The sequence below is a fragment of the Oceanobacillus alkalisoli genome (assembly GCF_022213125.1).
GTDB lineage: Bacteria > Bacillota > Bacilli > Bacillales > Amphibacillaceae > Oceanobacillus > Oceanobacillus alkalisoli.
The window spans coordinates 1-17,274 of sequence record NZ_JAKNRA010000014.1; the positions used below are offsets into that span (position 1 = coordinate 1).

Genomic DNA, 17,274 nt, shown 5'->3' on the forward strand with positions numbered 1-17,274 from the left:
TATGGAATTTTATAATGAAGAACGATACCAAACGAAATTAAACAGCCTAACACCGTTAGAATATCGGTACCAGGCTGCGGCATAGATTTTTATTTTTTTACTGTCCACTTGACAGGGCGCAGTTCACTGACCCCCGTGTCTCACTTCGTTTAAAATAATTCTTCTTCGAGTTTAGTGCGGTTGACGATGATGTTGTTTTTTTTGTTTGTTTCGATTAGGTTGTTCTTTTTGAGTAGTGTTAGTGTTCTGCTGACGGTTTCCCGGCTCGTGCCGATCATATTTGCCAATTCTTTATTCGTGAATTGAGTTGTGATTTTGTATTGTTCTTCACTCAGTTGTTTTCCGTGGCTGTTTGTTAGGTGGATTAACAATAGGATGATTTGTTCATAGGTGTTGTGGAGAATTTGTTCTTCTAAACGGTTCTGCAGGTCCACGATAATATCTCCAAGCACACGAAATACTTTGACACTTACCCGTGGATTGGCAATAAGAAATTCTTCAAACTGATGAATTGGAATATAGACGAGAGTCGCTTCTTCTAATACTTCAGCATGGGCCGGATAATTATCGTTCCGGAAAAATCCTTGATGCGGAAACATTTGGTTTTCACCAAGCACGTTAATGATTTGTTCTTTTCCTTGCAAATCAGTCCGATATATTTTAATTTTTCCATCCAGGATAAAGTAAACATTCGTTAAAGGCTCTCCCTGCATGAAAAGGTGACACCCTTGCCGGTATAAGCGATTCCGCGCAATATCAAGCACTGGTTCCATTTCCGAATCTGTTAAATTTTTAAATAAAGGAAAGCGCTGTAATAATTTTTTTGCGGAATTTAGATTCATGTTATTCCCTCTCTAAAAGTAGATGTATTGTTCTAGTCCATTCTTTTTCACAATCTTTATTCTATCATACCCTTAATTGAATGATGTGAGCAAAATCACAGAAAAATGTGTTTATGATCACTACTTAACAATGAGTATTAATATATGATGAATATAGTAAAACAAGAACATACATTTAAAAATATCGGAGGTATTCAAGATGAATAAAATAAGCTGTAGTGTGAAAGTTCATGCTCCTGATATCCCCCCAAAAAGTCGTCATATTCGTATATTCTGGGCATTTGATAAACTTGAAGCTGGTGAGTGTATGCAACTTACGAATGACCATGATCCGAAACCATTATATTATCAATTTTTGATCGAACGTGAAGGAGAATTCACCTGGAAATACATGGAGGAAGGGCCCGATCTTTGGCGAGTTATCATCGGTAAAAAAGAATAAACGGCAAGAGGCACTCTTTTGAATAAATTGGAACTTCAATCAGTTGGTTTTTTTCTTCATCCCACTGATTGTTAGTTGAACAAACTTTAGGTGGTAGCTCACGTTTCTTCACACCCAAACTTTTCTTGAAGACCCTAAATTTTAGGTGGGAGTTTACGGACGGTTACCCTAGGATATACCGTTCGATGGATGGAGTGCTTTTTGTATGCGTGGATATCGCAGGGTTTTCGCTAGATTAGCTTGGAGGAAGTCTCGTTATGTATGCTATAATTATAGGAAACAGGGGGTGTCGGAATGTTTGAAAGAAAGTCGATCCAATTAGAGGAAGCGATTACACGTTTAATGAAATTTGCGCATCCGGGTGAGATGGAGCACCTTTCCCTGCTTGATGCATTGGGTTTTTATTTGGCGGAGGACTTAGTTGCCGATTATCCAATTCCACCATTTGACCGCTCGCCCTATGATGGGTTTGCCGTATGTTCAATCGATACCGTCAAAGCCACAACACATTCCCCGAGCATATTGAAGGTTGTCGGAGAAATTGCTGCGGGTCAAGTGTTTTCTGGAACCGTCAGGAAAAATGAAGCAGTCCGGATTATGACCGGCGCAGCAATTCCGGAAGGCTGTGACGCCGTTGTTATGATTGAAGCGGTAAAAGAAGTAAGGATAGGTGATGAGCCTCATATCCAGGTTCGGAGACCATTGCGGACGAATCAGAACATTTCCATTAGGGGAGAAGATGTGCGGCAAGGTAAGGTGATTGCCGAAGCGGGGAAATATATTAACCCAGGTTTTATTGCATTGCTTGCAACATTTGGTTACGAACAAGTTCCAGTCAGAAAGAAGCCGGTGGCAGGCATTATTGTTACAGGAAGTGAACTGCTGGATCCGGGCGAACCGCTCGAACAAGGGAAAATCAGAAATAGTAACGGCTACATGATTCATGCCCAAGCACTCCGAGTAGGAGCGGAAGCAGTATATCACGGGAAATTAAGTGATGATCTGGAAGTTAATTTTAAAAGTATTGCAACGAATTTGGAAAAAAGCGATATCCTGATTACGACAGGTGGAGTCTCTGTCGGTGATTATGATCATATGCCAGAGATTTTCAAACGACTTGGTGCGAATGTGCTCTTTAATAAGATCGGCATGCGCCCGGGGAGTGTAACGACAGTGGCGGAAAAGGACGGGAAGCTCATCTTCGCTTTGTCAGGGAATCCATCTGCCTGTTACGTCGGTTTTGAACTTCTTGCACGACCATTCATCCGAGCCATTTCAGGTGCGAGTCACCCATTTTCCCCGCGAGTAACAGCTATTCTTGGTAAGGACTTTTTAAAAAAGAATCCATTTGATCGTTTCGTTCGTGGCAAGCTCGACTGGAAGGATGGTATGCTCTTTGCAACACCACTTGGATTGGATAAATCAGGTGTTGTTTCTTCTCTTGGTGATGCGGATTGTTTGATCGTTTTCTTGAAGGGGAAGAAAGAATCGGAAAAAGGGGAGCAGGTGGAAGTTATTTTGTTAGATTACGAAGAAAGTGTTTCAGTGGGGGAATTTTCAAGCGGGTAGAGGATGTTGGATGTGACAGAAAAACTACAAGCGAATAAAAAACAAACATTCCTCACCGATATCAAATTACTTATTAAATTTAAAGTCATGATTGCGAACGTCTTACCGGTAATCGCCGGCCTTTGGCTCGTAATGCAGTTCGAAGATATTCCGCTATCTGGAAATTGGGGAGTTGTATTACTGACGATAAGCGGCAGTACGTTAGTCATTATCGGGGCATTAGTCATTAATAATTGGTATGACACAGATATTGATACAGTAATGGACCGGACAAAATCAAGGCCAACTGTAACGGGGAATATCCCTCTCACGACTGTATTATTTATCGGTTGGGGAGTATCGACACTCGGCTTTATTCTATTATTTTTCACAAATTGGGAAGTTATGATTTACTCCATTCTCGGTTGGTTTATCTATGTTTTTCCCTATACGATGTGGACGAAGAGGAAATTTACGTGGAATACAATAATTGGCAGTATCTCAGGGGCTGTAACGCCGCTAATCGGATGGACGGTTTTCGCTACAGGCTGGCATATTGTCCCAATCACCTATGCTCTCATTCTATTTTTCTGGCAAATGCCACATACATATGTTATTGCAATTAGGAAGTTTAAGGAATACAAAGCAGCGGGGGTAGCAATGCTTCCAGTGGTGAAGGGAATGCAAGTGACGAAGCGAATGATGCTCATCTATTGCCTCTGTCTTTTGCCGCTTCCATTCATGCTCCACTCCCTAGGTTCGTTCTATGTAGCCGTTGTTACCATCTTAACTATCATCTGGGTCATCTTAATCATTCGCGGTTTTTTTGTGAAAGATGACTTAAAATGGGCCCAACAAAACTTCCTATTCTCCGTTAACTACCTGTTGATTGTTTTTCTGTTAGCGATGATTGTAACGGTATAAAAAATAACACAACTCTCAGGGATAATTGCTTTCATTCAGCGTAATTGTTTGCTCATTAGTTTGAAAGACTCTCTAATCGCCGTTCAGTTGCCCGGTGGACGGATGCGCATCCTTAGGCACTGCTAGAGCTCCTCGGGCTGAGCACTAAGGGGTCTCCAGGCTCGTGCTTTTCCCGCAGGAGTCACCGTCCACCGGGCAACTGAACTGGTAGTGATGATTATTTTAAATACAAATTATTCCTGCATGATAACGATTATACCTTTTCAGTACATTAAATAGTGATCCCAATATGGTCATTCCTGGTAGCAGTCCAGACACTCGAGACTCCTGCGGGAGGATAGGCCTGGCGAGACCCCGCGGCGCGATAGCGCGAGGAGGCTTGCCGGCCGCTCAGCAGGTGCGAGAGGTGTCTGGACTGCGGACTTCCAAGAGAAAGTTTCGGACACTTACGCTGTATGGAAGTGACAAGTGGTTACTCTTCCGTTTCTTTATAAAATATGGTTTGGATGAAGTAGAAGAAGATGCCGCCTGCGAGGAAGACGAATCCCCAGCCAAGTGTTTTTTGTTCTACAATGAGGTAGTTGTTACATAATTGAGTAGGCGCAGCAATATATAGAACAGCCATCGCCGCGAAAATAGCACTAATAATAATATAAACTGCATTTTTCACGCGGACACTAACTTTAACCCAGCTATCCCTTAATGGAACACCAGCTAAAAACGGCAAACTAATAAACTTAAAAATTTCCACCGCTGGGATCGTTAAAGCTTCGTCCATCGTACGGGGAATCATCCAATAGATAGCAATAATCATATTAAGATTCCTGGAATACCATTCCCATTCCATTTCTCAAAAAAGTGAGGAAACTTCTTTTGGAAGAAAGGTGTCATGAGTACACCCGCAATGAGGAAGAAAGGCATTTGCATATGCATATGGATTGCCATAATAGACTCCGCGAGGGTTACAACCGGTGGCAAAATAAGAAAGATGAATAGTGCTAAACCATAAATGGGCTGTCTCATTATAAATCACTCGCTTCCTCTTTTAAAATAGATAATAAATTATCACTCGCTGTACCAATCTCGATATAATCCATCACTTCAATCAGAATTCCATTCGGGTCGACGAGATAGAATGCTGAATTATGTTGGAAATGTCCATATCCGTCGGGAATGACGATGACACCGAAATCATCGAGCAGGGCGTTTAGTTCCATTTCATCGGTAATTCTTGCCATTCGCCACGTTTCCCCGTCGCTGCCAAAGTAGGCACGGTATTTCTCCAATGTGTCAGGATCGAAACTAATGCTCATAAATACGATGTCTTCACCGACGTATTCTTCCGAGATGGAGTTATAAACTTGTGCTAGGTTCATTTCGAGTTCTGGATAGACATCGGTACATGCAGTGTAAATGAAGGTAAGCATTACGTATTTTCCTGCGAATTCAGAAAAAGGATAGACGCGTTCTTTACTGTCCTCGAGTGTCACTTCAGGGAATACAGGTTGTTCTTCCATGACTCTTTAGGAACTCGTGCGCTAACTAGAGTTCATTCTGCATTTTCTTTCGTTCTAGCCAGCTTTTTATTGGTCGCTAAAATGACATGTAGATTATCACTTGGTTTTCATAGAACTTTTGGCGTTACCTGTTATTTCTTATCTCTAGTGTACAGCGAAGATTCTGCTGCCTGTGTGATGTAAATCACTTGTAAGCTGTGACTTCGAACACGAATAAGAGGTCTTTGTGACAAAATGATGACGTCAGAAGAAAAAGTGGTTGAAATAATCGTGTAAGCAGTTCTTCTTGGATGAATCTCATTGAGACTTCATTTCGTAGTATAATAGAAGTTATACATAAGGAAAGGTTGATTCCATGTGGAGAAATATTCAGAAGTACTATCCGCCTGCACTTGATCTGCTAACATTCAGTATGATGTTCGGCATGATTATTTACGTCTTCTTTTCTTTCGGCAAGCTGCCGCCGGAGATTCCAATTCATTTTAATATTGCAGGACAAGCGGATGGTTGGGGGCATAAGGGGGCTTTATTCGGCTTGATATTGCTTAACTTCCATACAGTCTTGCTTTGCTTCGTGTTGAATTATTTTTTAATCATTCGTTCCGAAAATAAGGCAGACAGTCTGCAATTCATGAATATTCCCTTTTTGAAAAAGGAAGAATTAACAGAGGGTGAGATTCATACTGTAAAGCAACATACTGCGAGAATGCTGGCAGTTTCTAATTTAGTTATCAATCTGATGTTTGCAAGTATTTACTACGATATTATTCAAAATGCACTAGGGAAAGAAAATGGACTTGGTTTCGGTGTAGAAATCATGATCATTCTTATCTTCGTTCCTTTTGTCTACTATTTCTGGAAAATTTATCACGATTTAAAAATAGGACCATTTAGGAAGCGCAACTGAATGGTTCGTTCTATTGACAAAAACCAAGTAAACATATGTAGTTAACTAGGTAACTAATTTCAGAAGAGGAGGATTTCGTGAAGGTAAATTTCTTTCATCAGCAGCTTCAGTTCAGCAGGGCATTTAAGAAAGCATTGAATAAGCAACTTTCAGAAGCCGGGCTATTTCATTCGCAATGGCTCGTTTTATATTGCATTAAAAAGCAACAACCAGTGCCCCTTGTTGAAATCAGCAATTATCTCGATGTCGAAAAACCGACTATTAGCCGTACAATCAAAAGGCTGGAAGAACAAAAGTTAGTCGAAGCCGTTCCGGGCGCAGATAAAAGAGAGCGTCGCATTTGTTTAACAGAGACAGGTGAAAACAGCTATGAAAAAGGTCAGGAAATTGTCTTTCAATTTGAGAAGAAACTAGCAGCAGAAATCTCGGAAGCTGATATGGAAACAACGTTAAACACAATTCTATCTTTGAAAAATAAACTTAAAAAGGAGGAGATAAATTGACAAAGCGTGAAAAATTATGGACAAAAGACTTTATTATGGTATCCACAACCAACTTTCTTCTATTTGTTTCCTTCTATATTTTAATGGTGACCCTAGCCATGTACTCCATTGAACAATTTAATGTTTCGGGAAGTATTGCAGGTCTGGCATCAAGTATTTTCGTACTTGGTGCTGTTTTAGTTCGTCCGGTGGCAGGGAACTTGATTGCAACAGTCGGGCGGAAGAAGTTACTAATATTCGGGCTAGCGCTGTTTCTTGTCATGGCACTTGTTTATTTCCCGGTTAATACAATCGCCTGGATGCTCTTAATCCGGTTTGTTCACGGGTTTGCATTCGGTATTACAACAACTGCAACGGGAACAATTGCGGTCGATGTCATTCCGCCGAGCAGACGCGGGGAAGGACTGGGGTACTTTGCGACAAGTAATAACCTTGCGATGGCAATTGGCCCGTTTGTTGGTTTAATAACCTTGCAATATTTAAGTCAGGATATGATTTTTGTTATCACAACTGGGATGTCAATTATCGCACTAGTAACTGCGCTATTTATGAATGTTCCGGAAATCGAAAGTAAATATCTTGAAAAAGAGAAACGGCAGAAAAGATTTAAACTTAGTGATTACTTTGAGGGGAGCGCACTCCCGATTTCTATTTTTATGCTCATCGTTGGGGTCGCCAACTCAAGTATTCTATCCTTTATCAGTACGTATGCGGTAGAAATTAATCTTGTCGACGCGGCAAGCTTTTTCTTTGTCATGTATGCCGTGTTTCTCCTTCTGTCACGCCCTGTGACGGGGAGAATGTATGATGAAAAAGGTGAAAATAGTGTCATGTATCCATCGATTGCTTTGTTTGGGATTGGATTAGTCATTCTTAGTCAGGCGAGTAATGGCATCTTCTTGCTTATCGCTGGAGCAATCATTGGGGTCGGCTTTGGAACTTTACAATCAAGTGCTCAAACGATTGCAGTGAGTACAGTACCACACCAACGGGTTGGACTTGCAACTGCAACCTTCTTCACGTTTTATGACCTTGGAATGGGGATTGGCCCATTCTTACTCGGTTATCTCATTCGAGTCACTGGTTTCCGTGGACTTTATTTAGCGATGAGTGTCATTGCATTCCTAGCTTTACCGATTTATTATTTTTTGCATGGAAGGAAAAAAGCCGAAGTAAAACAAACTGCTTAATCGCGCACGTCCTACTTGTAGCATCATGCTTAACCCTTTATAATTAAGAAAAGAAAATCAGCAAATTATAAAGGGTGTGGATGATGGGAAAGCGAATTTTTTACTTTTTGTTAACAAACGTTCTAGTCCTACTTACGATTAGTATCATCGTTAATTTAATACCAGGGGGATTGAATTATTTAAATGCCCAGGGTGGAATTGACTTCGGTACCTTGCTTATCCTAAGTGCGATCATCGGGTTTACCGGTTCTTTTATATCTCTGTTGATCTCACGCTGGATGGCGAAGCGGATGATGGGGGTTCGGGTTATCAATCCTGACCAGCCAGCTACTGCTTTTGAGCAGGAACTTGTTGAAAGAGTTCACCGTTTATCAAGGGCAGCGGGCTTAACGTATATGCCTGAGGTTGGAGTTTATGATTCACCCGAAGTGAATGCTTTTGCGACCGGTCCATCTAAGAAACGATCGCTTGTCGCTGTTTCAACTGGTTTAATGGAAGAAATGGATGATGATGCGATTGAAGGGGTACTGGCCCATGAGGTCGCCCATATTGCAAACGGTGATATGGTGACAATGACCTTGCTGCAAGGTGTCGTAAACACATTCGTTGTATTTCTTGCACGGATTGCTGCGTTTATCGCATCGCGTTTTGCAAGAGAAGAAATTGCTCCGCTTGTTCATTTCATCGCGATTATTGTTTTTCAACTTGTATTTTCCATTTTAGGAAGCCTTGTTGTCTTCGCCTATTCCCGTCACAGGGAGTTTCATGCAGACCGAGGCGGGGCAGATCTTGCAGGCAGAGATAAGATGAGGCATGCGCTTGAGTCATTGCGCGCTTATAGTGACCGTATTAAAACAGAAGATGACACATCGATTGCCACGCTTAAAATTAATGGCAAGAAAAAATCGAATATCTTCTCGACACATCCGGATTTGGATGAAAGAATAAGACGTTTACAATAATTAGAATGGCATGTTCAGAAAAAGTCTGGATGTGCCATTCTTTTATATTTATTTTATCCAGGTGTAACTATCCGTAAAGCTCCCACTGATTGAAGTTTCACTTTATACGTCTGAAGTTGTAGCTGGAATTCGGGCCCTGGGTCTAGTGACAAGGGAAAGGGAAGGTGCTATACTTTATTTGCTATCATTTGTTGAATGGTAATATTTAATGTATGGTACTATATAATATATAATACCTAAATACACCGAGGAGTGAGCGGGTTGAATGTACAATTTAAAAAAGGTGTGCTCGAGTTATGTGTACTCGTTTTGCTAGATAAGAAGGAACAGTATGGTTATGAGCTCGTACAGCATATTTCGAATCAGATAGAAATATCGGAAGGAGCCGTTTACCCGTTGTTAAGGCGCTTTACAAAGGAAGGATATACGACAACTTATTTACAAGAGTCATCGGAAGGCCCACCTCGGAAATATTATAAACTAACAGTAGAAGGAAATGATTATCTGCAGGAGTTACTGAAGGAATGGCGGATGTTTACAGAAGGCGTTAACCATTTGATAGAAGGACGATGAATCAAGGACAATTTTTAAGCAGGTTGGGGAAAGCAATCCTAACACTCACGCCAGCTGAGCGGGATGATATTTTGTATGATTACGAGGAATATTTTTCAATTGGAATTGCGGATGGCAAAACAGAAGAAGAAATCAGTGCTTCACTCGGCTCTCCTGAACAAATCGGAAAAGAACTAAGAGCAGTCCATTATGTGGACGCTGTTCAGGATACGGTACAACGATAAACTTTTTTTCGCGCCTTTTGGGCAGTCATCTCTTTAAGCTTCTTTAATCTGTTGATTGTTGCGGGTCCGCTTATCGCACTTGCCGCATTGCTATTCTTGAATTGGAAGAGGAAGAGGGGCGGGAAGGTATCACGAACGATATCGCCGATCAATCGGTTTACGTTGATGACGTTACTTTTGGATATGATGAAGGAGAGTCAGTGCTTGTCAACATTACGTTTGAAGCACATCCGGGGGAGATGGTCGCTTTTGCCGGGCCGAGTGGTGGGAAAACAACTTTATTCTGCTTGCTTGAGCGTTTCTATGAACCGGCTTATGGAGAAATTCGAATTGGGGATACACCAATTCGTGAACTATCGCTTGCATCATGGCGCCAACAAATCGGTTATGTGTCCCAGGAAAGCGCGATGATGGCTGGAACAATTCGGGATAATCTTACCTATGGCTTGGATAATGCGAAGAAAATTCCGGATGAACGTCTATGGAAGGTCACGGAGATGGCCTATGCAGATACATTCATTCGGAGTTTTCCAGAAGGTTTAGCAACAGAAGTCGGAGAGCGCGGGGTGAAGCTCTCCGGTGGTCAGAGACAACGAATTAATATTGCGCGTGCTTTCTTAAGAGATCCGAAAATCTTAATGCTCGATGAAGCAACGGCAACTCTTGATAGCCAGTCGGAGCATGCTGTCCAACAAGCCCTTTCCCGTCTAATGAAAGGACGCACGACTTTTGTGATTGCCCATAGACTATCGACCATCGTGGATGCAAATAAAATTATTTTTATTGAAAAAGGGAAGATAACTGGGTCAGGCACTCATGAGGAACTGATTGCAACACACCATTTATACCGGAAATTTGCTGAGCAGCAATTGAATTAATGAATTTCATAATACGTATTTAATGCTTCACGATCACCGTATGTAGTTGAGTTGGTTCGTTCCCAACTACATATGGTGATGGAAAAGCCGACTTTGGTAATTATGAAATTCATTCGAATGATTAGAAATACCAACCAAGAAAAATTATCTTGGTTGGTTATTTTTTTTGACTTGCAAATAATTCCCAATAATCATATAATTGGTATTGAGTATGCATTTAGGACTAGTGAAAATTACTCATTATACATGGAAAGGGAGTCTTACAAATGGAGTCAGTTCTAACAGCTTACACAATTAAAGAAAATGTTAACGCACTTCTTCCTGGTAGGAGCACGGACTATAACACCATTGTTTTAACCCCTAAAGAAAAACTCTACATAAAAATGTCCCCGCTCAAAATCATCAAAGAAAGTTGTTCCAAAAGCTTTTTAACGTACGAAGGGAGTTTAGCGGTGATTAGAAAAAAACTGGGAATTCAATATAAAGTACCGTTACCAATCAATACAGCCCTCGGCATCTATGCATTTCCTACCATGTCATCAACACACCCAGACTGCATTTGGCTATTTGACCATCGCATCAAATGGATTGAAGATATTAGCCAAAAGAGTAAAAAATTTAAATCAAAAGTCCACTTTATTGATGGAACTTCCTTGTCGCTTACGGTATCTACCTACACACTAAACGAGCAAAGGCGCCGAGTAAAACTATGCATAGATAAATTTGAAGCAGAACAAACATTGAGCTGATGAAAATCTGGGCAGCTTGACTTGGTGGCAACCCCTAAAAGTTAGAATAAAAAAACTAACTTTCGGGGGTCGGTGCTCTAAGCTGCCCCTTTATTTATTTGGTTAAGCCGTCTACGAGACTGTTTATTTGGGAAACGATTGATTGAATCAGTTCTTTTGCGTGCTTTTCGGTGCTTGAACGAGGATGTTGACCCGCCCATAGGGAAAGGTATTCTGGTCGATTTTGCTTTGCAGCTTCTTTCCGGATCCCTTTCGTTAATTCATTTTGGATTGGGTAGTCTGGCAGTTGCTGTTCTACTTTGTCAAAATTCTTCATGAACATATTGTGGATTCCTCTCGCCGGTTTTCCACTGAATGCTTTTGTAATGGCAGTTTTATCCTCACTGCTTTCACGGATTGCTTGTTTATAAAGAGGGTGGGCGCCACTTTCTTTCGTAGTAACAAATGCCGTTCCCATTTGGACTGCTTCAGCACCAAGGATGAAGGCAGCCAGCGCTCCCCGTCCATCCATAATTCCGCCTGCCGCGATGATTGGAATGCTCACATAATCCTTTGCTTGTGGTACGAGTGCTATTGTACCGATCATCGACATCTCGAAGTCTCCAAGAAAAGTTCCCCGGTGTCCGCCAGCCTCACTACCCTGCATGACAACCATATCAAGTCCACGTTCTTCATTTGCCAGAGCTTCATCTACTGTTGTTGCTGTACCGATTAACGTAATATCAGCATTTTTAAGTCTTTGTACGATTTCTCTGGAAGGGAGGCCAAAGGTAAAGCTGCAAATCGGCACCCTTTCTTTGATTAGAACTTCTATTTGTCCCTGGAAATTATCGTTATTTATTTCAGGGGATTGTGCTGGTTCCTCCATGTTTAATTCCTGTCGGATTCCTTCAAGCCAATCATTGGCTTGACTGACTTTCTTCTGAGAAAAGTCCGGATTTTCCGGCACGAATAGATTCACAGCGAAAGGTTGGTCTGTACGCTGTTTGATTTTTTGTATAGTATCCCTCATTTTAACCGGTGTTAAATAACCTGCCCCAAGTGTACCGAGTGCGCCTGCTTGAGAGACAGCGGCAACGAGCTCTGGTGTTGTAATGCCCCCAGCCATCCCTGCTTGAATAATTGGATATGTAATACCAAGTCTTTTTGTAATCGGGTTTTCATCAAACATCTTATGCTCTCCTTTCCCTTTATAAGTTTACTTTAGTATAAGCGAACCGAAAGAAAAAAGAAAAGTAAGATAGATAAGAAAGTACTGTGGATTAGTAAAAATTACTTAATTCAATGAATTTCATAATACGTATTTAATGCTTCGCCATCACCATCAGTAGTTGAGTTGGTTCGTTCCCAACAGATGATGATGGTGAAGCTGACTTTGGTGATTATGAAATTCATTCAATTGTAAGTGAAAATAAAAAGTGATAAAATAGGAATGTTATTTTACTGGGACAACCTTATGAAGTGAAAGGTAGGGAAAATGATGAATCCGAAACGGAAAGGAATGTATCGCGGGGGAATATTTATTGGCCTTGCGGTTGCTTTGTTATTGGATTTAAAATATAAGGGCCTCTTTTACCGGATGATTCGGCCGAAAGAAGTCCAATCATAATATAGCTACAGACAGCATTAGGAGTCTTGGAACAAACACAGCTTAGAGGAGGATTTACAGCAAATGGACTCTAAAGAACGGGATGCGATACTGAAGACCGTTCCGCAAAAAGGTTTCTTCGGGCATCCAAAAGGGTTATCGACGTTATTTTTCACAGAGTTTTGGGAACGATTCTCATATTATGGGATGCGTGCGATTTTACTTTATTACATGTATTACGAAGTGACCGAGGGTGGTCTGGGATTGGACCGGACGACAGCCAACTCGATTATGGCAATCTATGGTTCGTTAGTGTATATGACAGGTATTATTGGTGGATGGATTGCTGACCGCTTGTTAGGAATGAACCGGACCGTATTTTACGGTGGAGTTCTGATTATGGTCGGTCATATTATCTTAGCGCTGCCAGGCGGATTTGTAGCATTACTTCTATCCATGCTATTTATCATTATTGGGACAGGCTTATTAAAACCGAACGTTGGCGGAATGGTTGGAAAGTTATACAGTAAATCAGATCCACGACGAGATTCTGGTTTTAGTATCTATTATATGGGAATTAACATGGGTGGATTCATTTCACCATTAATTGTCGGAACTATTGGACAGGAATATAGTTTCCATCTTGGATTTAGCCTAGCTGCTGTAGGGATGTTCGCGGGCTTAGTTGTCTATTTATTCACGCGGAAGAAGAATATGGGGCTTGCGGGAATGCAAGTACCGAACCCGTTATCCGCTATTGAAAAAGGCAGCATTGCACGCAGATTTTTCTTTGGCGCAATTGCCATCGCGGCGTTTTTATGGTTAGGATTTTCCGGTGGTTGGTTAACAGTTGAACGTGTCATATTCTTTATTAGTATTTCAGGTGTTATTATTCCGGCCGTTTACATTTTTGTTATGTACCGCAGTGAGAAAACAACCGATGACGAGCGTTCTCAGTTATTGGCATATATTCCGTTATTTATCGCTGCAATGATGTTCTGGGCGATTCAGGAACAAGGCTCGAACATTCTGGCAACATATGCAAACGAGCGGACGCAGTTAAGTTTCTTAGGCTTTGAACTGAAGTCTTCATGGTTCCAGTCACTTAACCCGTTATTTATCGTAGCACTTGCTCCGGTATTCGCTTGGCTTTGGGTGAAGCTTGGGGATCGTCAGCCGAGTACCCCACAGAAGTTTTCGCTTGCATTAATTTTTGCCGGATTGTCCTTTATTATTATGGTGTTCCCCGCTATCTTCAATGGGACGGCATCCCTTGTCAGCCCCTTGTGGCTCGTAATGAGTTTCTTCCTTGTCGTGATCGGTGAATTGTTATTATCTCCGGTTGGACTGTCGGCATCAACGAAACTTGCGCCAGCTGCGTTTGCGGCTCAGATGATGAGTCTTTGGAACTTATCGAATGCTTCTGCTCAGGCGATTAACGCGCAGGTTGTACGTTTTTATTCGGTGGAGACAGAGGCGATTTACTTCGGGGTCATCGGTGGATTTGCGATTCTTTTAGGAATTTGTTTACTATTCCTTGCACCTAAATTGAAAAAATACATGCGTGGAATTAGTTAAAAATTGGAATGGGGCAATCAAGGTGATAATCTTGATTGCCCCATTTTTAAATCGTTTTTTCATTTGCTTTATGAGGTGCTGAGTCACTTGTATTCAGAGCAAGAATGCCCCCGATGATTAGAACAACGCCAAGCAGCTTGACGAGATGGAATGCTTCATTCCAAAAAAGAAATCCGATTAGTGCAGTTAAAGCCGTTCCTGCCCCTGACCAAATTGCATAAGCGAGGCTGAGTGGGAGGGTGCGCAGACAAAGGGAGAGGAAATAAAAAGAAAGCCCATACCCAAGTAGGACTGCAAGTGACGGATAAAGCACTGTAAAACCACTGGAAAGCTTCAGCATAACCGTACCAAAAATTTCAGCAACAATTGAAACAACAAGAAAACCATAACCCTTCATCATGAACACCAACTTTCATTTTGTTTGAGTGGACAGAGGGTCAGTGCATCCCAGTTGGATAGCTTTGTGATATGGAGGATAGCAGTCCTCTCAGCGCCCGACTAGTACTCTGTTCGCAGCTTAATCAGTCGTTGACCAGGCTCCTCAACACTCGAATCACAGCATCCTCCACCCAAACTTCAATATCAAACATCCAATAAAACAACGCCTGCAATGATGAGCAGGATACCCGTTAATTTTTTTATATTAAAAACCTCTTTATAAACGATTATTCCAACCATAGCTGTTAATGCAGTTCCCATACCAGCCCAAATCGCGTATACCATACCGAGTGGTAATTCGGTTAACGTGAGGGAAAGAGTATAAAAAGAAACTCCATATCCAATTACAACCCCAAGCGTCGGAAGTATCCGTTTAAACCCATCCGTCAGCTTCAATAAGGAGCTGCCAAATACTTCACTTATAATCGCGAAAGTTAATAGTACAAAAGCATTCAATGGAGCGACGTCCTTTCTTTTACAGCTGTATAACCAATTATACATGAAAAGAATGAAACTTTCAGTGGGAAGCAAACGTAATAATCACTAGAAAAGAAAGGAGAGGTTCCATTCATGTTACGGTGCGAAATTAAGGAAGCAGGCTACAGTAAACACGAAGCCGTTTTAAAAAACATTACATTTCAAGTTCAGCCGGGAGAGCTTGTCGGATTAATTGGACCGAACGGGGCGGGGAAAAGTACGACGATTAAATCCTTGCTTGGTGTCATCGATTACGTTCAAGGAGAAATTGAAGTCGAAAATTATACTTACATCCCGGAACGGCCATTTTTCTATCCTGGCTTGACGTTAATGGAGCATTTTCACTTTCTTCTAGCAACGATTGAAGCAGATGAAGTGGATTTCACCCGGAAAATACAAAGGCTGCTAAAAGAATTCGACCTGGAAGATGTCGTACATCACTATCCTGAAAGCTACTCGAAAGGGATGCAGCAAAAAGCGATGATAATGCTCGCTTTCTTAAAAGAGGCAGATATCCACATTATCGACGAACCATTCATGGGGCTTGATCCAAAAGTTGTCCGGAAGCTTCTAGGCATAATCGATAAGGAAAAGCAGCGAGGTGCCGGCATTTTAATGTCGACGCATGTGCTTGATACAGCAGAGAAGATTTGTGACCGCTTTCTGCTTATCTCTAACGGGAAGCTAATTGCGGATGGGACATTGGAACATATTCAGAGCAAGAGCGGACTACAGGGTGGGTCTTTATTCGATTGTTTTCATATTCTGACGGAGCGTGAGGCGGATGACCGGCTGGAAATTATTTAAGTTACGGTTTATGGACGATATCAGATATCAGCGCAAGATTCTTGGAATGGTCATCGACTGGACCATTTGGTTCTATGCATTCATTCCGTTCCTTATATTTGGGGTGCTCTTTTATATCGACATCTGGAAAGATACGGCGTCCTATTGGCCGGAAATATTACCGGGTACGGTGATTATTCGGTTCTTGTTACTCATTGTGACAATCGTCCAATTTCGCATGTTTATGCAGGAAGCAGATCAATTATTTTTGCTTGACCGGCTAAAATTATATCGTGGTTTACGGCGTGCAGCATTTTCGTATTCGATGCTTCAGAAGATAGGGATGTCCGTATTGTTGCTCGCTATTGCTTTGCCGTGGCTCACCCAGCTTATCGGACTTGGTGTGCGACAGAGCTTTTTCATATTTACATTTCTAGTTGCGTATCAGCTGCTCGTAGCAACCATAAAGAAAGTCATTCGTCACCCGGTGAAGCGGTGGATTCTGATTGCTGTACTCTTTATTCTAAGCGGCAATCTCCTCACGTACCTAACGCTGGATATACTCTTCGTAGCAAGTGCCGCTCTCGCCATTATTCTAATCGCCTGGAATTATACGGTAACCGTTCCGGCAAAACGTTATTTTTTTGAAGAGGTGAATGACGAGATCAAGGAGCGGATGCGCTATGCGAAAATGATACTTGGAACGGCAAAGGAAGTTGAAAAACCTCCCATCCGTTTTGGCAAAAGGCCACTAATACTCCGAAATGGCAGACGTATTTTTAAACAACCGAATCCTGAAAGCGGATTGCTGGAGCTGTTGATTAAAGGGCTCCTCCGCCACACGGTTTATCTTAAAAGTTATTTTCAAGTGGTCGGAATAACGCTCTTTGCGATCGCGTTACTGCCAATTGTCTGGTTGAAGTGGCTCGTTTTCCTTTTGTTTATTTTATTCCTGAACTATAATTCTTGGTTAAAAGGTTTATATATGAAAATGCTCGATGAATATTTCTTCCATGTCATTCCGATCGAGAAGCCTGCCCGTGAAGCCGTTTGGTTGCGTTTTAGACGTTTACTCATGATTCCGGCTATTATCCTTGCAGGTCTTGCTGCTGTACTGATGACATTTGTTACGATAAATTAGTTGGAGG

General features: G+C 41.6%; 21 protein-coding genes and 1 pseudogene. 15 read left to right on the top strand and 7 right to left on the bottom strand.

Annotated elements, in window-relative coordinates:
* Window positions 1-149 precede the first annotated feature (149 nt).
* Window positions 150-842, bottom strand: a complete 693-nt coding sequence (locus tag L3V42_RS14880) for a Crp/Fnr family transcriptional regulator (RefSeq protein WP_238472326.1) — start codon at window positions 840-842, stop codon at window positions 150-152.
* Between the two features lie 199 nt (window positions 843-1,041).
* Here L3V42_RS14880 and L3V42_RS14885 point away from each other — a divergent pair, with 199 nt between their 5' ends.
* The 3 genes from L3V42_RS14885 to cyoE all read left to right on the top strand — a co-directional run bounded on the left by L3V42_RS14885 (window position 1,042) and on the right by cyoE (window position 3,756).
* The gene (locus L3V42_RS14885) at window positions 1,042-1,284 is read left to right on the top strand and encodes a DUF2249 domain-containing protein (protein ID WP_235763466.1); all 243 of its coding nucleotides are present in this window, start codon (window positions 1,042-1,044) and stop codon (window positions 1,282-1,284) included.
* Between the two features lie 294 nt (window positions 1,285-1,578).
* Window positions 1,579-2,853, top strand: coding sequence for a molybdopterin molybdotransferase MoeA (locus tag L3V42_RS14890; RefSeq protein WP_238472327.1), 1,275 nt, complete (start codon window positions 1,579-1,581; stop codon window positions 2,851-2,853).
* 3 nt (window positions 2,854-2,856) lie between these two features.
* A complete protein-coding gene (gene cyoE, locus L3V42_RS14895; RefSeq protein WP_255771076.1) occupies window positions 2,857-3,756 on the top strand; it encodes a heme o synthase in 900 nt (299 codons plus the stop codon).
* A gap of 472 nt (window positions 3,757-4,228) precedes the next feature.
* On the opposite strand, the gene L3V42_RS14900 is transcribed toward cyoE, so the two are convergent.
* The 3 genes from L3V42_RS14900 to L3V42_RS14910 are packed head-to-tail and all read right to left on the bottom strand — an operon-like array spanning window position 4,229 to window position 5,273.
* A complete protein-coding gene (locus L3V42_RS14900; protein WP_238472328.1) occupies window positions 4,229-4,570 on the bottom strand; it encodes a hypothetical protein in 342 nt (113 codons plus the stop codon).
* On the bottom strand, window positions 4,567-4,779 hold the full coding sequence (locus tag L3V42_RS14905) for a hypothetical protein (RefSeq protein WP_235763462.1): 213 nt from the start codon (window positions 4,777-4,779) through the stop codon (window positions 4,567-4,569). The genes L3V42_RS14900 and L3V42_RS14905 overlap by 4 nt, the downstream gene beginning before the upstream one ends.
* Window positions 4,779-5,273: an SCO family protein gene (locus tag L3V42_RS14910; protein ID WP_238472329.1), complete on the bottom strand. Its 495-nt coding sequence runs from the start codon at window positions 5,271-5,273 to the stop codon at window positions 4,779-4,781. The genes L3V42_RS14905 and L3V42_RS14910 overlap by 1 nt, the downstream gene beginning before the upstream one ends.
* A 355-nt stretch (window positions 5,274-5,628) precedes the next feature.
* On the opposite strand from L3V42_RS14910, the gene L3V42_RS14915 reads away from it, so the two are divergent.
* The 8 genes and pseudogenes from L3V42_RS14915 (at window position 5,629) to L3V42_RS14950 (ending at window position 11,259) form a co-directional block, all read left to right on the top strand.
* Window positions 5,629-6,180: a DUF1648 domain-containing protein gene (locus L3V42_RS14915; RefSeq protein WP_238472330.1), complete on the top strand. Its 552-nt coding sequence runs from the start codon at window positions 5,629-5,631 to the stop codon at window positions 6,178-6,180.
* A 77-nt stretch (window positions 6,181-6,257) separates the two neighbouring features.
* Window positions 6,258-6,683, top strand: a complete 426-nt coding sequence (locus tag L3V42_RS14920; RefSeq protein ID WP_235763458.1) for a MarR family winged helix-turn-helix transcriptional regulator — start codon at window positions 6,258-6,260, stop codon at window positions 6,681-6,683.
* Window positions 6,680-7,873, top strand: a complete 1,194-nt coding sequence (locus tag L3V42_RS14925) for an MFS transporter (RefSeq protein WP_238472331.1) — start codon at window positions 6,680-6,682, stop codon at window positions 7,871-7,873. The genes L3V42_RS14920 and L3V42_RS14925 overlap by 4 nt, the downstream gene beginning before the upstream one ends.
* Window positions 7,874-7,956: 83 nt before the next feature.
* A complete protein-coding gene (htpX, locus tag L3V42_RS14930) occupies window positions 7,957-8,835 on the top strand; it encodes a protease HtpX (protein ID WP_235763456.1) in 879 nt (292 codons plus the stop codon).
* 261 nt (window positions 8,836-9,096) lie between these two features.
* Entirely contained in the window at window positions 9,097-9,408 is a 312-nt protein-coding gene (locus L3V42_RS14935; RefSeq protein ID WP_238472332.1) for a PadR family transcriptional regulator, read from the top strand.
* Window positions 9,405-9,632, top strand: coding sequence for a DUF1700 domain-containing protein (locus L3V42_RS14940; RefSeq protein ID WP_238472333.1), 228 nt, complete (start codon window positions 9,405-9,407; stop codon window positions 9,630-9,632). Before L3V42_RS14935 ends, L3V42_RS14940 begins: the two co-directional genes overlap by 4 nt.
* A gap of 86 nt (window positions 9,633-9,718) precedes the next feature.
* Window positions 9,719-10,510, top strand: a pseudogene (locus L3V42_RS14945) (ABC transporter ATP-binding protein); the annotation flags it as partial.
* 266 nt (window positions 10,511-10,776) lie between these two features.
* Window positions 10,777-11,259, top strand: a complete 483-nt coding sequence (locus L3V42_RS14950) for a competence protein ComK (RefSeq protein ID WP_235763455.1) — start codon at window positions 10,777-10,779, stop codon at window positions 11,257-11,259.
* Between the two features lie 94 nt (window positions 11,260-11,353).
* Here the strand turns inward: L3V42_RS14950 and L3V42_RS14955 are convergent, their stop codons facing one another.
* Complete coding sequence (locus L3V42_RS14955; RefSeq protein ID WP_235763454.1) at window positions 11,354-12,430, bottom strand: NAD(P)H-dependent flavin oxidoreductase; 1,077 nt, start codon at window positions 12,428-12,430, stop codon at window positions 11,354-11,356.
* A gap of 306 nt (window positions 12,431-12,736) precedes the next feature.
* Between L3V42_RS14955 and L3V42_RS18365 the strand changes: the two genes are divergently transcribed.
* Window positions 12,737-12,868 carry a hypothetical protein gene (locus tag L3V42_RS18365; protein WP_255771075.1) on the top strand — a complete coding sequence of 44 codons (132 nt, stop codon included), beginning with the start codon at window positions 12,737-12,739 and terminating at the stop codon, window positions 12,866-12,868.
* Between the two features lie 63 nt (window positions 12,869-12,931).
* The gene (locus L3V42_RS14960) at window positions 12,932-14,425 is read left to right on the top strand and encodes a peptide MFS transporter (RefSeq protein ID WP_235763453.1); all 1,494 of its coding nucleotides are present in this window, start codon (window positions 12,932-12,934) and stop codon (window positions 14,423-14,425) included.
* A gap of 46 nt (window positions 14,426-14,471) precedes the next feature.
* Here L3V42_RS14960 and L3V42_RS14965 read toward each other — a convergent pair whose 3' ends face one another.
* Window positions 14,472-14,822 carry a DMT family transporter gene (locus L3V42_RS14965; RefSeq protein ID WP_235763472.1) on the bottom strand — a complete coding sequence of 117 codons (351 nt, stop codon included), beginning with the start codon at window positions 14,820-14,822 and terminating at the stop codon, window positions 14,472-14,474.
* Between the two features lie 185 nt (window positions 14,823-15,007).
* Window positions 15,008-15,319, bottom strand: coding sequence for a DMT family transporter (locus L3V42_RS14970; RefSeq protein ID WP_235763452.1), 312 nt, complete (start codon window positions 15,317-15,319; stop codon window positions 15,008-15,010).
* A 114-nt stretch (window positions 15,320-15,433) separates the two neighbouring features.
* On the opposite strand from L3V42_RS14970, the gene L3V42_RS14975 reads away from it, so the two are divergent.
* Window positions 15,434-16,147, top strand: a complete 714-nt coding sequence (locus L3V42_RS14975) for an ABC transporter ATP-binding protein (protein ID WP_238472335.1) — start codon at window positions 15,434-15,436, stop codon at window positions 16,145-16,147.
* A complete protein-coding gene (locus tag L3V42_RS14980; protein WP_235763450.1) occupies window positions 16,125-17,267 on the top strand; it encodes an ABC transporter permease in 1,143 nt (380 codons plus the stop codon). Before L3V42_RS14975 ends, L3V42_RS14980 begins: the two co-directional genes overlap by 23 nt.
* Window positions 17,268-17,274: the final 7 nt, after the last annotated feature.

Coding starts and splice junctions, on each gene's coding strand:
- L3V42_RS14880 (WP_238472326.1), bottom strand. CDS start 842: ATGAATCTAAATTCCGCAAAAAAATTATTACAGCGCTTTCCTTTATTT.
- L3V42_RS14885 (WP_235763466.1), top strand. CDS start 1,042: ATGAATAAAATAAGCTGTAGTGTGAAAGTTCATGCTCCTGATATCCCC.
- L3V42_RS14890 (WP_238472327.1), top strand. CDS start 1,579: ATGTTTGAAAGAAAGTCGATCCAATTAGAGGAAGCGATTACACGTTTA.
- cyoE (WP_255771076.1), top strand. CDS start 2,857: ATGTTGGATGTGACAGAAAAACTACAAGCGAATAAAAAACAAACATTC.
- L3V42_RS14900 (WP_238472328.1), bottom strand. CDS start 4,570: ATGATTATTGCTATCTATTGGATGATTCCCCGTACGATGGACGAAGCT.
- L3V42_RS14905 (WP_235763462.1), bottom strand. CDS start 4,779: ATGAGACAGCCCATTTATGGTTTAGCACTATTCATCTTTCTTATTTTG.
- L3V42_RS14910 (WP_238472329.1), bottom strand. CDS start 5,273: ATGGAAGAACAACCTGTATTCCCTGAAGTGACACTCGAGGACAGTAAA.
- L3V42_RS14915 (WP_238472330.1), top strand. CDS start 5,629: ATGTGGAGAAATATTCAGAAGTACTATCCGCCTGCACTTGATCTGCTA.
- htpX (WP_235763456.1), top strand. CDS start 7,957: ATGGGAAAGCGAATTTTTTACTTTTTGTTAACAAACGTTCTAGTCCTA.
- L3V42_RS14940 (WP_238472333.1), top strand. CDS start 9,405: ATGAATCAAGGACAATTTTTAAGCAGGTTGGGGAAAGCAATCCTAACA.
- L3V42_RS14950 (WP_235763455.1), top strand. CDS start 10,777: ATGGAGTCAGTTCTAACAGCTTACACAATTAAAGAAAATGTTAACGCA.
- L3V42_RS14955 (WP_235763454.1), bottom strand. CDS start 12,430: ATGTTTGATGAAAACCCGATTACAAAAAGACTTGGTATTACATATCCA.
- L3V42_RS18365 (WP_255771075.1), top strand. CDS start 12,737: ATGATGAATCCGAAACGGAAAGGAATGTATCGCGGGGGAATATTTATT.
- L3V42_RS14960 (WP_235763453.1), top strand. CDS start 12,932: ATGGACTCTAAAGAACGGGATGCGATACTGAAGACCGTTCCGCAAAAA.
- L3V42_RS14965 (WP_235763472.1), bottom strand. CDS start 14,822: ATGAAGGGTTATGGTTTTCTTGTTGTTTCAATTGTTGCTGAAATTTTT.
- L3V42_RS14975 (WP_238472335.1), top strand. CDS start 15,434: ATGTTACGGTGCGAAATTAAGGAAGCAGGCTACAGTAAACACGAAGCC.
- L3V42_RS14980 (WP_235763450.1), top strand. CDS start 16,125: ATGACCGGCTGGAAATTATTTAAGTTACGGTTTATGGACGATATCAGA.